Source organism: Paenibacillus phytorum (assembly GCF_013141715.1).
Lineage (GTDB): Bacteria > Bacillota > Bacilli > Paenibacillales > NBRC-103111 > Paenibacillus_E > Paenibacillus_E phytorum.
Genome location: NZ_WHOA01000090.1, coordinates 1 through 13,888, shown reverse-complemented (window position 1 = coordinate 13,888; position 13,888 = coordinate 1). Strand labels below are relative to the sequence as shown.

Genomic DNA, 13,888 nt, shown 5'->3' with positions numbered 1-13,888 from the left:
TCCAAGTATGTGGATTTGACGGATATTGAAATTCCCTCTTCCATTCCAAAGAAACATTACGGCACTGTTCGCCTTATAGAACAAACGAGATTATTTGATTTACTTGATCAGTTGTCCTCCCCGATAACAAGTAAATGTCCAATAGCGATGGAACAATTGGATCAGGATTACGGTTTTATTTTGTATACGACACAGATATCGGGTCCAAGGGCAAAGAATAAACTCGTACTCCAACAAGTACGTGACAGGGCGCTCATTTTCCTTGATGGGATTTATCAGGGGGTAGTTGAAAGAAACACGCATGATCAGACAGTGGAAATAAAAGAGAATGATGTTCTGGTAGAAATACCTTCCGAAGGCGCGACATTAAGTATTTTAGTGGAAAATATGGGCCGGATTAATTACGGTTATAGTTTGAAAGATCCAAAAGGGATTACAGAAGGGGTTCGTTTTGAGCGAGGATTTTTGCATGATTGGAAGATTTACTCGCTTCCTCTAAACAATATATCGAAACTCGCATTCGGGGACATGCAAGAAAATGTCTCATTTACGCCTACTTTTTATAAAGGCAAGTTTCATGTTGACGAGGTTGGAGACACGTTCTTGAAGCTGGAAGGTTGGACGAAGGGTGTGGCTTACATCAACGGCTATAATCTCGGGCGGTATTGGGAAATTGGTCCGCAGAAAACGTTATATATCCCAGGGCCGCTTCTGCGTGAAGGGGAAAATGAGTTAATCGTGTTCGAACTGCATGGCACAAACGATCCGATTGTTATTCTTCAAGACTTTGCTGAGTTAGGGTAGTTTGTTCCGTTCATTCAATTTTGATTATGATGGTCATGCAGAGCTAGATGAGCAAGAGGCGGAAGCAATGACGTCGGTTGCGGCTGCGCATAAGGCTGTTATTTTTGCAGTATTTTACGGCGCCTGTACAATAAAACGGAAGGGGGTTAAAAAACCGCAAGAATATATAATTTCCTCTCAATATAGTTAATTGTCCAAAAATATCCTATCATTTACAATGAATTTATTCCTAATTAAATGAGGAAGAAGGTAGAGAATGCTGCTAGAGATGAGTGGGATGTCCAAGAATTTTTTCAACTTGAAAACGCTTAATCCATTGACCCATGATGCGGTAAAAGGAGGTTCAAATGCGATACGCAATCAGCAGTAATGTTTACACTCGTTTCTCATTACTTGAATCCATTGAAAGAATTCATCACTGCGGGTATTCAGCACTGGAAATTCTTGCTGACTTTCCTCATGTAAGTCCTCTCGATGTTACCTATCACGAAGCGAAACAAGTGTCACGTTTGTTGGAGCAAAGAGGAATGTCCGTCAGTAATATCAACGCCAATACTGCGGTTTGCGTATTTCCATTGGCTCAGAACAGCGGAGAGACAATTTTTGAGCCTTCGTTATGTAATCGCAAAGAAGAAGTGCGACTTCAAAGAATTCGGTATACCGAAAGGTGTATAGATCTGGCTGTGGAATGGGGGGCATCATGCGTCAGTATTACATCAGGAAAATGTCTTGCCGGAAATCATCCTGATCAGGCCTATGAATTCTTAGTGGATTCTATATCTCGCATTTTGCAATATGCGGAAAAAAGAAATATACGAATCGGCATGGAATATGAACCAGGATTGTTAATTGAAAATGCAAATGAGGCCCAGCGTGTTCTGGAGACATTCGATTGCAACTCGTTCGGGATTAATTTGGATATTGGCCATGCCGAAGTTCTCGGAGAGCCATTGGCAGAAACTATACAACGTTTTAACGAAAAAATTACGAATATTCACCTCGAAGATATCCGGGGCCACAAGCATTACCATCTCATTCCCGGCGAAGGCGATATTCATTTTGAGGCGGTTTTGGAAGCGCTTCAATCGATCGGGTATGATCGTTATATCACGTTCGAAATTTATCCGTACTCTGATGACCCCGATGGGGCGGCAAAACGTGCGCTTGCGCACATGATGAATTACAACTACACACACTAAGGAGTGGGATTAAGATATGCGTATTATAGATCCGCATGTACATATGTATTCAAGGACAGTTGATGATTATGAAAGAATGTCTTTAAGCGGCATTGAAATTGTCGTTGAACCTGCATTCTGGCTTGGAAGCGAACGGACATCCGTTCATACCTATTATGATTATTTTAGACATATTCTGGACTTTGAACCGACAAGAGCAAAAAAATATGACATTGAACATTATTCATGTATTGCCGCAAACCCCAAAGAAGCAAACAATCTGGAACTTGCTCTTCAAGTCGTTGAGGGAATGGAACCGTTTCTAGAGCACCCGAGATGCCTGGCGGTTGGCGAAATCGGTTTTGACAAAATTACGGATGCGGAAGAGCAAGTGATGCGCAAACAGCTTGAACTGGCCAAGAAAATGGACATGCTGGTCATGGTTCATATTCCGCACTTCAATAAACGGGAAGGTACGAAAAGAACGATTGCGATTCTGGAAGAGATCGGTATGCGCCCTGAGAAGGTGCTGCTGGATCACAACATTGAAGAAACTGTAGACCTCGCTTTGGAATACGGGGCATGGGCTGGAATGACCATATATCCGGGGAAGATTACACCGGAAAGAGCGATAGCCATTATGAAGCAACATGGAACGGATCGGGTTATGATTAACAGTGCATGCGACTGGGGACCGGCTGATCCAATCAGTGTTCCCCGAACATGCAAAAGAATGAAAGAAGCGGGATTCTCCCAGGAAGAGATTCAAAAGGTCGTATGGAACAATCCATATGAGTTCTATAAAATGTCGGGGAAATTACATGTTTAGTTACCAAAGGTAACAAGAAGGGGGAACAGAAATGAAGCTGGGTTTCAGTGCAAATGCGTATAAAAGATTCGACTTGCTGACAACGATAGACACCTTGCAAGAAATTGGGTTTGAAGGAGTAGAAATCTTGTGTGATATCCCGCATGCCTATCCGCCCGATTTAACCCGAGCCCAAAGACAAGAAATAAAAGAAAGAGCAGAGAATAAAGGAATACAGATATGCAACTTGAACGCTTTCATGTTATACGCTCTTGGGGATTGTTGGCGTCCTTCCTACATCGAACGGGAAGCAAGCGAGAGACGGAAAAGGATCAATCACACCTTAAGCTGTATTGATCTGGCTGCAGAGTGGGGAGTCCCTCATTTGTCCATTGAACCTGGAGGGCCGCTTGATGGCGCGAAGGAAGATTGGGCACTCGATGTCTTCGAGGAAGCGATTCACGAAATTGCCGAACACGCAGAAAAAAGAGATGTCATTGTGATGATTGAGCCAGAGCCGGAGTTATTAATCGAGACTTCCTCCCAATTTTTGAAGTTCATGGAACGTATATCGTCGCCCCAGATCGCTCTGAATTTTGATATAGGTCATTTCTACTGTGCGGGGGAAGATCCTGTGCAATTGGTCAGCCGATTGGCGCCATATACAAAACACTATCACCTTGAAGATATTTCGTCTTCAAGAATACACCACCATTTGGTTCCCGGGGAAGGGGTCATTGACTTTAGGGGGATCCTGTCTGAAATTGCAAAAACCAATTATGATGGTTTTATTACGATTGAACTTTACCCGTATGAAGAAGATCCGATACCCGCCACGATAAAAGCGTTTTCGTATATTTCTCCCATTATTAAAGAAGTGACGGGAGCAACAACCGCGACGAGAGGATCATAATGAAAGCCTATTTACAACTCCTTCGGGTTCCCAATTTAGTAACATCTGCCGGTGATGTTTTAGCCGGAGCGTTTATAGTCTCCAGCATGGGTTCGGGTCCCTACGCGACGTTGTGGCTTCTGCTTCTTTCTTCGATCATGCTTTATGCCGGAGGCGTTACTTTGAATGATGTGATGGACGCCTCCCTGGACCAAATCGAACGACCTGAACGTCCCATTCCATCTGGAAAAATTGGTAGAGAGCATGCATTCATGCTGTCATGCTTGCTAATGCTAGGCGGTATAATCTTGTCTCTTGCGTTCAGCCAATTTAGTTTTTATATTTCCTTGATCTTGGCTTTATGTATCGTGATCTACAATATCTGGGCCAAAAAGTACGGAATCCCGGGAGCGCTGGTGATGGCTCTTTGCCGGGCGCTGAACATATTGCTCGGATTTTCATTTGTACAGGAACATTTTTGGGATTTTGCGTTGCTTGCGTTGCTTCCTTTCCTTCATATCATTGGCGTAACGGCTCTGAGCAGAGGAGAGAATCACGGCTATACAGCCAAAACTATTTTGTTGATTTCGTTGATTCCACTAGGCATCGTGCTGTGGCTCATTGGTTTTGAACTGTTTAAAGGTTCATTTGCGTTCATGGAACTTTTTTTTATTGCACTGTACTGTTTTTTTCAGGGCTTTGCCTATTATCCTGCCATACGGGAACCAAAGCCAGCATTCATTAAACGAGGAGTAAAATATGGGATTTTGTCATTGCTGTTATTAAATGCAGCACTCGTTTCCATTTTTGACGGAAGTCTTCACGCACTCATCGTTGCCTTACTTATTGTCGTATCTTCATGGTTGTCACGATCCATATCCATGACCTAGTGGAACACGAAAGGAGAACATTATGCCTAAACAAGCCAAGCGTGTTGTTGTTCTCGATCTGGTCGGCTTAACGCCGGCTCATCTGGAGAACAGCCAATTAACTCCAAATTTGAATCGCATTGCTGCGAAAGGCAGCGTATCCAGAATAAAACCTGTTTTTCCTGCAGTGACAGGCGCGATGCAAGCTACGTTAACGACAGGTGTTGAACCAAACCGCCATGGGATTGTGGGGAACGGTAGGTTTGACCGTAAGCAAAGAGAAGTGTTGATGTGGGAACAGACGATTGCTCCGCTCGAGGGAGAGCGGATGTGGGAAACATTAAAACGACTTGATCCCGACTCGAAGAGCGCAGTTTTATTTATGCAGCATATCAAGTATGACAGTGCGGATTTCATAGTTACCCCGTCTCCCATGCATCTCGAACAGGGGATGGAGGAATGGTATTTTTCTAATCCTCGAGGATTATATGAACAAATCGCCGAGAAACAAGGTCCTTTCAAGCTCCATTCCTTTTGGGGGCCATTGGCGGGTGCAGCTTCCAGCGAGTGGATCTCGAAGGCTGCGCTCCACATCATTGAGCATCATCATCCAACCTTGACGTTCGTCTATTTGCCAAACCTGGATTATCAGGCTCAGCGGTTTGGCCCGGGCAGCGAGCAGCAACGAGATGCGATTATGGAGATTGACCAAATTGTTGGCCAGTTTGTGGATTCACTTGAACAAATGGGAGAATTGGAGGATACGGGTGTGGTCATACTTTCCGAATATGCGCTTCATCCTGTGGAATCTCCGGTTTACTTAAATCGTATTCTCCGGGAACATGGATGGTTGCAAGTCATTGAGCTTAACGGCAAAGAGTACCTTGATACTTTTCATAGTCAGGCTTTTGCCGTAGTCGATCATCAAGTTGCTCACATTTACATTAATAATCCGATGATTGTCAATGAAGTGAAGGAAGCTTTGAAAAAGATTAGCGGGGTTGATCAAGTTCTTGATGATTCCGGTAAAAAGGAATGGAGTCTGGACCATTCGAATGCAGGTGAACTTATAGCGATTGCTCATCGAGATGCATGGTTTGCCTATTATTGGTGGAATGACCCGGATGTGGCTCCTCCTTATGCAACAACCATTGATATACATCGGAAGCCCGGTTACGATCCGGTAGAGCTGTTCATGGATTTTAAGACGAGATCTATCCCTTTAACACCTGAACGTATCCGAGGCTCGCATGGCGTTCTTCCTGTAACCGAAGAAGATCTGGTAACTCTCATTGCTATAGGTCCGTCTCATGAAGTCGTCAATCAATCGGACATATGGCATGCAAAGGATATCCCTGCAATGATTTTCAATATGTTAGGGTATCATTCGTAGAAAGGGGAAGTGAAATGAACGATAAGGGAAGCTTACCTTTTCTGTTTGAAATTTCCTCGGTTCCCTGGGATTATGGCGACCTCTGTCTTCCGCACGAGAGGAAGGACGTCGTTTTTTCCAAAGCTGAGTGGCGTCGGAGCGAGCTTGAATCGTTTCGCAAACATGTGGAACGATTGCAGGAAATGAATTGCAAACACGTTATCATCCGTGAAGTAGGAGGATCCGTGCATTGGGATCCGACGCGCTCGAATAATGAAAAAGAGGTAGTTAGATTAACGGATGATCAATGGAACTTTTTCGCAGAAGGTTTGCATCTGGCGGGTGAAATTTGTCAGTCGTACAACATGCTGTTGGTTTATCAACATCACATCGGTACGGTTGTCGAAAAGGCCAAAGAAATCGGGAAATTAATGGAAGCTACTGATCCGCATCTCGTGCATTTAATGCTGGACACCGGACATGCGTATTATGGCGGTGGCGATCCGCTTGCACTGTTAAATCACTACTATGAACGTATTCGATTTATTCATCTCACGGATATTAGGCAGTCTGTCTTAAATCATGTAAGAGAAAAATCACTTGACTTCGTTGATTCCGTGAAACAAGGGGTATTTACGGTTCCTGGAGACGGTTGGATTCAATTCGAGCCTATTTTTAAAAAGTTGATCGATAACCAATTCGATGGACGGGTGATCGTCGGGTGGGATCGGGATTGGGCGGTTGTTGATCCATCCGCAGATCTCAGCAAATCAAAAAAATATGTCGACAAGATCCTTTCTGGCTATGAGGGTCGTTACCAACGAATGGAGGGGTAACCATTTTTCGAAGACAGATTCAATTTGGTGCTCATTGTTATGATTTCATTTCCGGAGTAGGCATACTTCATGAGGTTGAGGAATGGATGGATCCTTTGGAAACGGATAAGTACATGATAATTAGCGATAGCGGAATTCCGGAATACATAGTTTCTATAACGGTAGCTGCATTTGCAAAAGTGGGAACGACCAGTTTACTTGTATTTCCTCCGGGAGAGAAGCATAAAGACTTGTCTACCGTTCAAGATTTATGCAGGAAGGCGCTTGATCTTGGTGCGGATCGACGAACGGCGATTGTGGCTCTAGGAGGTGGGGTAACAGGAAATATTGCAGGAATGGTCGCCGGGATGTTGTTCCGTGGATTACCGTTCATTCATATACCAACAACGTTAATTGCCGCTTCCGATTCCGTATTATCATTAAAGCAAGGCGTGAATCTGGGTCAATCGAAAAATATTCTCGGTTTTTATTACTCGCCCAAAGTTGTCTGTGTGGAGCTGAGCTTTCTGCAAAGTTTGCCGGAAAGAGAAATCCGTTCCGGCCTTTGTGAATTTGTAAAAAATGTGTTGGCGATTCTTCCTCATGAAATGGAGAAGCATCGTAACTTGCTAAAAGCATCGTGCCAATATCGCATGGAAGAGCTTCAGCAGGTTATCGAGCTTTGTATTGAGGCTAAAATGACGGTTATGCGGGATGACCCCTATGAAAAAAATCACGCAGTTGTGTTAGAGTATGGCCATACGGTCGGGCATGCCATGGAATTGATCGGTAACGGGAAGTACACGCATGGGGAGTCTATTGCCTTCGGTATGCTGTGTGCTTCAACGATCTCCAGACGGTTGGGTCTCCTGACGAGTAATGAAGCGGATCTGCATCGCGAGCTTCTGGAGCTTATCGGTTTTAATGCAATACCTCCAATATCATGGATGACAGAAATCGAGAGATATTTGTTGCGTGATAACAAGAAGGGATACAGAAGACATGTTCCCGGCAAAACGGGTTTTGTTCTTCTGAATGGATTGGGCAGCCTTAATCAAGAAGCAGGCTCTTTCATAACCTATGTTGATGATGCCCTTGTACGTGAATCGATTCGTTATCATATGGAAACGTCTCCTCTTTTTCTTGTTTAGCACTTTCACTTTATGAGGTAGTCGTCCGTGAATGATGATAGAGCCTTCAACTCCTTTAATGGCGAAATTTGAAGGCTCTATTTTTTTCGGAAATTGAAGTTATCTATATTTTTTAGAGGGGAGCGATACAAGCAGCATTCTATCCATTTCATGCATCAAATATGCCTTCCAGTATTTCTAAATTGTGCATGAATACTAGATTCTTGCGTTCTTTGCAAAATCGTATTGTTTTCTGAAGTGAATGATTATTTAATAAACAGGTGTGCTCCGCAAAAATTATTGCATCTTTGTTTCAAACGTTACTTATTTTGCTTATCGGACTCACCGAAAATCATCTACGATCATCCACCATGCAAATTGTAAATGCTTACATCGAAGAAAACTATAATCATAAATTTCGAAGCCAACTAATTTCACTTATCGCCGCATAAGCTACAAACTTGGTCATATAAGTCAGCAGTATCGCTTGCAACGATCCCCCACACCTTCAAGGCTACGGAAGAGTTACCGTAACCTAATGTGTGCACATATAAAGCAAATAAGTGGCTTTCGGGACACATCCGTTCATTTCAAACCTGAATCTCACAACACTATGATATTTATGGCTGGTTCTGGATGGAAGCGGTGGATCAAACACGAAGGAAAGGAGCGATGTACTTTTTTATGAGTTTAATATGGAAAAATATTGATTTAGGTCCATGATTAGCCTGATTTAAACGAAGAGAAGTGTTCTAGCAATCAAAATTACCTTTGATGGGTGGCATGATGAAATGCGTATAAAAAGAGTTAAAGTATTGATCTTATTTCGCTTGATGTTATTGGCATCATTATTAATCAGTTTCATCCCTGTTCAGCAAGCAAGCGCACATGAGGGCGAGCAGCACAAGGTACTGGTGGTTACGATAACAACCGGTTATCATCATGCGTCCACTGATACGGCTAAAGTAGTTTTGCCTCAGATGGCGGCAAAATACGGTTTTACAGTCGATTTTACGGAAAATGCAGCAGACATCAATGCCGCCAAACTTGCTAACTATGATGTTGTCTTTTTTGCAAACACGACTGGTAATTTTAGCATTCAAAAACCGGGTAGTACTGACGGTGTTTGGGGTTTAACGGAACAGCAAAAGCAAGATTTGATGAATTTCATTAAATCAGGCAAAGGTTTTGTAGGCTCACACTCCGCAACCGATACCGGAGCTGATTGGTCGGAGTACGTCGACATGGTAGGGGCTTCCTTCAAAAACCATCCTTGGACGCAAAATGTAACCTTCAACGTCGAGGATCAAAACAATCCGGCTACATCCCATCTGGGTAATACATGGGAAGCGCTGGAAGAAGTCTACTACTTTAATGGAGATCCCCGTGCCAAAGGGAAGCATGTCCTCTTAAGCTTGGATATGACTAAGAACGGTGTTACAGGTGATCCGCTTGTTGAGGATCATCCGAATGCTTGGTGCAGTCCAGTCAGCCAAGGAAGAATGTTCTATACGGCCTTGGGTCATCATCCGGAAACTTGGTATAAAGAAGATTTCCAAAAACATCTTCTAGGTGGACTCGAGTATGCATGGGGTGAAGCAACCAATACGGATTGCGACAAACCTTCACCGAAAGTGGGCTTGCAAAAGCTTCCCCTTACCAAGTCCATTACAAGCCCTGTTGGTCTGGATGTCGCCAAAGATGGCACGGTCTTTGCGATCAGCTTGCTTGGCAAAGTCTATGAAGTTTCACAGGATGGAGATACAAAAGAAATATTAAATATCCCAACCACCCTTGCATCTGAACACGGATTAATGGGAATTGCCCTTGATCCTGAATTTGATGTAAATCACTACATGTACTTGTATTATACAGATCCTGTGAAAAAGAATAACAAACTGATTAACCATCTTTCACGGTTTACTTACGAAAACGGAGTGCTCAATCCAGCCACGGAGCAGATCTTATTGGAGCTTCCTTCGGATGACTTCGGTAACCATCAAGCCGGTTATGTCAAATTTGGCCCGGATGGGAAGATATATTTGACGTCTGGAGACAATCAAACTCCAGGAGGACCTTTAGGCGCCTTACAGACATCCCAGAACTATGATGATATGCGGGGGGCCATTCTCCGCATTAATAAGGACGGATCCGCTCCGACCGACAATCCATTCTATACGGACAACAATCTACGAGATGCGCGAGATTTCATTTATGCAAAAGGATTCCGTAACCCGTACCGTATTTCCTTCGAGACAAAGTCAAACGGCAACATGATCATTTATGAAGGGGATGTTGGCCCGGATTGGACTTATGACGGGGGAGCTGACGGAGACTACGATGAATTCAATGCCGTAACCGCTCCAGGCCAAAATTTCGGTTGGCCATACGGGGTTGGCGACAGAGCTTATAGCAAAGAAAAACACGGCGCAGAAAGATCAACCGACACCGCTTTATTTGCAGAAAAGTTTGCCACAACCAAAAAGGCTATTGCTTTCTATCCATATGCCGATAAAGCGCCTTGGGGAAGCGGAGGAAGAACGGCAGAGGCAGGTCCGGTGTATACCTATACGGGACCGAATGCGATTCCAGGCCTTCAAGGTAAGTTCTTGGCATACGATTTTTCCCGCAACTGGGTTAAAGCCGTTACAACAGATGATAACGGAGAAATCACAAAAATCGATGATTTCTTATCCGGATTGAAAGCCCCGATTGACATGAAGCTTGGACCGGACGGTGCGCTTTATATCGTCGAATTTGGAACCTCTTGGGGCCCTGATGAGAACGAATCCATTTCAAAAATTTTCTATGGAAGAATGGACAGAAAGCCGGTTGTCAAAGCCAAGGTAGACTCGACAAACGGAAGCACGCCGCTAACGGTCTATTTCGATACAACAGGAACCGCGGATCCGGATGGCGATGCCATTACTTATGCGTGGAATTTCGGAGACGGACAAACATCAACGGAAGCAAACCCTTCGCATATATATACGGCAAACGGGGTTTACAACGTCAAATTGACTGTAACGGACAGTACCAATAAATCTTCCGTTTGGAACACAAGCATTACGGCAGGCAATACCGTCCCTACATTGAAAATCACCTCGCCTGTGTCCGGACAATTCTTTACTAACGGGCAAGTTATCACTGCTTCTGCAGTTGCAAATGACGCGGAAGATGGCGAGATCGCGTGTGGAGATATCCGTTGGTCTTCGTTGTTGCTACATGACAGTCACTTCCATGCGGTGGAAACGAAAACTGGTTGTCAAGCTGTATTCAGCTTGCTGGACGATGCACACGGACCGGAAGCAAAAATTGCTTGGCAAATCGTCGCGGAAGTTACCGATCATGGGGCAGTCGGATCCGCGACGTTAAGCGCAACCGATTCCATTACCTTCAAGCAAAAGCGCATTCAAGCTGAAGATTTCGATACACAGAATGGAATCCAGACGGAGGATACAACCGATGTTTACGGCGGTAAAGACGTCGGCTATATCGATGCTAATGACTGGCTCCTATTCAAACACATTGACATGAAAAACATCGAGAAGATGTACTTCCGAATGGCATCCCAATCCGCCGCACTTAATATCGATGTGCGCTTGGACAGCCCGACTGGTGAGAAAGTGGCTAACGCTACGGGAACAACCACTGGTGGATGGCAAAATTGGACAACAGTTAGCGCCAAAGTAAACCGAACAACATCAACCCCAGCCGATAGTGCAGACTTTCATGATGTTTACATTGTTTTCCCGGCCGGTGGACAAAACATCAATTGGATCCAGTTTGCGTATCCTGGAGATGCGCCCCCTTCAGAAGCATGTAGCACAACCTGTGTCGAGTCCCCGGACTTTAGCAAAGCAATTAACAGATCCGGTTGGACTGCAACAGCCAGCGATTCGGGAGCACCGGCATCCAATGCGTTTGACGGCAATAACTCGACCCGTTGGACAACTGGCAAGGTTGCAGCGCCGGACATGTGGTACAATCTCGACATGGGGAAAGTGAATACAATCAATCGTATATATGCCAATCACGGAACGAACACCGATTTCTTCCGCGGATATGATTTGCTTGTTTCTACGGATGGACAAACGTGGACTAAAGTAGCAAGCAAAGATTCAAGTTGGAGTGGCGGAATTCAAATGGACGAGAGCTTTGCGCCCGTTGATGCGCGCTACGTTAAAATCGTGAATAAGGGAACAAGCTCTAATAAATATATTTCCATTCATGAATTGTATGCATTCGCTGTGGAGAGCGATACGGCGCTTAAGAGCATAACAGCTCCTGCACCGATTATAGCGACTATCGGATCGGCAAAAACAGCGGCAGCTCTTGGATTGCCAGGAAAAGTAGCACTGGTAACCGAAGCCGGAAGTTACAATGCTGATGTAACATGGGATTTAAACGGCATTAGCTACGATCCAACTGCAATGAAGGCCCAGACCTTCACGGCAACAGGAACCGTAACCCTGCCTAGTAAAGTCTTAAACCCGAACAATATGCCATTGACAACGAGTATTAACGTAACTGTTAATAAGATCCCTCAGTCTCAAATGACGGCAACGGCGACAAGCGAGGAAACGGGTAAAGATATTGCATCCATGGCGATTGACGGAAGCCCACAAACGATGTGGCATACAAAGTGGGATAAATCGGATGTTCTCCCACAATCGATTACCTTAAACCTTGGAAACACTTACAATATCAATAAAGTCGCGTATTTGCCAAGGCAATCAGGCTCTAACGGAAATATTACAGGCTACAATTTATATGTAAGTACGGATGGCGTGACCTTTGCAAAGGTTGCAAACGGAAATTGGGCAAACGATAACAATGAGAAAAACGCAACGTTTACTTCGGCAAATGCAAAGTATGTCAAGCTCGAAGCAACGGAGGGTGTCAACGGATGGGCATCGGCTGCGGAGATTAATGTATTTGCAGATTCAGTGAAAGTGCCGCAGCTTGTTGGAATAACTGCTCCTGCAGTAATTACGGGAGTGGCCAACGGAACAGCAAAGACGGCAGCAGCCCTTGGCTTGCCTTCCAGTGTAGAATTGGTTACCGATTCTGGAAAAGTGAATGCCGATGTGACATGGAATGTAGGCGCTTCAAGCTATGACCCAGCTCTAAAGACTGCACAAACCTTCGATGTCAATGGAACTGTAGCCTTGCCGGCAGGGGTGGCAAATCCGAACAACGTGGCATTGACAACGAGCGTCAGTGTAACTGTGCTGGCGGAGACAAAACCTCAGTCGCCCCAGTCTACATTGACAGGCGCCCAGCAGGTGACTACTGGCCAAACATTCGATATAACGATGGGGTTAAGCAACGTTACGCAAAGTGTATACCAGGTAATGTACGCTCAAGATTTGACGCTTCACTATGATCCAGCGAAATTGCAGTTCGAATCGGTTGCATCGCTGAAGGACGGATTCCAAGTTATCGATAAAAAGGAGTCTGTGCCAGGACAAATCCGGATTGTAGCTGCAAGCGTGAAAGCGGATCAAGGAGATCTTGGCGTACCTGCACAAGGCGATCTGCTCTCATTCAAATTTAAAGTTAAATCTTCAACTCAGGCGACCAATACGGCAGTTTCTGTAGACGCTGTCGTTATTGCCAACGGACAGGGGATTGAACTGCCGGTTAACGGAGCTTCTCACGAAATTCAAATCAGTATATCGGTAATACCGGTAGATAAGTCACTCTTGAATACGTTGATCACAAGCGCTCAGGCTAAGCACAATGCAGCAGTAGAAGGAAATGTGGACGGCTTGTATGTGGTTGGATCTAAAGCGCAATTGCAGTCGGCAATCGCTGCGGCCAGTGCGACAGCAAACAATCCGAATGCCACTCAGCAGCAGGTAGATAATGCGAAAGCAGCATTGGAAGCGGCAATTCAAGTGTTGGAATCCATGAGAATAACCGCAGATATTAATGGAAAAGGCGGTATCACGATCGGAGACTTGGCTATTGTTGCAGGGGCATACGGTAAACAACAAGATCAGGCTGGCTGGAAT

9 protein-coding genes are annotated in these 13,888 nt (G+C 44.7%); all 9 read left to right on the top strand.

The features are described from left to right. Positions 1–804: glycoside hydrolase family 35 protein (locus GC098_RS12960; RefSeq protein ID WP_512699012.1), on the top strand; the 804-nt coding region annotated here is incomplete at its 5' end. A 347-nt stretch (positions 805–1,151) separates the two neighbouring features. Then, entirely contained in the window at positions 1,152–2,003 is an 852-nt protein-coding gene (locus GC098_RS12955) for a sugar phosphate isomerase/epimerase family protein (protein WP_171643574.1), read from the top strand. A 16-nt stretch (positions 2,004–2,019) separates the two neighbouring features. Next, complete coding sequence (locus GC098_RS12950; protein ID WP_171643573.1) at positions 2,020–2,811, top strand: TatD family hydrolase; 792 nt, start codon at positions 2,020–2,022, stop codon at positions 2,809–2,811. A 31-nt stretch (positions 2,812–2,842) separates the two neighbouring features. After that, positions 2,843–3,703, top strand: coding sequence for a sugar phosphate isomerase/epimerase family protein (locus GC098_RS12945; protein ID WP_171643572.1), 861 nt, complete (start codon positions 2,843–2,845; stop codon positions 3,701–3,703). Continuing rightward, positions 3,703–4,572 carry a UbiA-like protein EboC gene (gene eboC / locus GC098_RS12940; RefSeq protein WP_171643571.1) on the top strand — a complete coding sequence of 290 codons (870 nt, stop codon included), beginning with the start codon at positions 3,703–3,705 and terminating at the stop codon, positions 4,570–4,572. Before GC098_RS12945 ends, eboC begins: the two co-directional genes overlap by 1 nt. A gap of 22 nt (positions 4,573–4,594) precedes the next feature. Then, a complete protein-coding gene (locus tag GC098_RS12935) occupies positions 4,595–5,944 on the top strand; it encodes an alkaline phosphatase family protein (RefSeq protein WP_171643570.1) in 1,350 nt (449 codons plus the stop codon). A gap of 14 nt (positions 5,945–5,958) precedes the next feature. Further along, entirely contained in the window at positions 5,959–6,759 is an 801-nt protein-coding gene (locus GC098_RS12930; RefSeq protein ID WP_171643569.1) for a TIM barrel protein, read from the top strand. An 86-nt stretch (positions 6,760–6,845) separates the two neighbouring features. Next, positions 6,846–7,889, top strand: coding sequence for a 3-dehydroquinate synthase family protein (locus GC098_RS12925; RefSeq protein WP_171643568.1), 1,044 nt, complete (start codon positions 6,846–6,848; stop codon positions 7,887–7,889). A gap of 770 nt (positions 7,890–8,659) precedes the next feature. Beyond that, positions 8,660–13,888: ThuA domain-containing protein (locus GC098_RS40815; protein ID WP_281367002.1), on the top strand; the 5,229-nt coding region annotated here is incomplete at its 3' end.

Coding starts and splice junctions, on each gene's coding strand:
- GC098_RS12935 (WP_171643570.1), top strand. CDS start 4,595: ATGCCTAAACAAGCCAAGCGTGTTGTTGTTCTCGATCTGGTCGGCTTA.
- GC098_RS12930 (WP_171643569.1), top strand. CDS start 5,959: ATGAACGATAAGGGAAGCTTACCTTTTCTGTTTGAAATTTCCTCGGTT.
- eboC (WP_171643571.1), top strand. CDS start 3,703: ATGAAAGCCTATTTACAACTCCTTCGGGTTCCCAATTTAGTAACATCT.
- GC098_RS12955 (WP_171643574.1), top strand. CDS start 1,152: ATGCGATACGCAATCAGCAGTAATGTTTACACTCGTTTCTCATTACTT.
- GC098_RS12950 (WP_171643573.1), top strand. CDS start 2,020: ATGCGTATTATAGATCCGCATGTACATATGTATTCAAGGACAGTTGAT.
- GC098_RS12945 (WP_171643572.1), top strand. CDS start 2,843: ATGAAGCTGGGTTTCAGTGCAAATGCGTATAAAAGATTCGACTTGCTG.
- GC098_RS12925 (WP_171643568.1), top strand. CDS start 6,846: ATGGATCCTTTGGAAACGGATAAGTACATGATAATTAGCGATAGCGGA.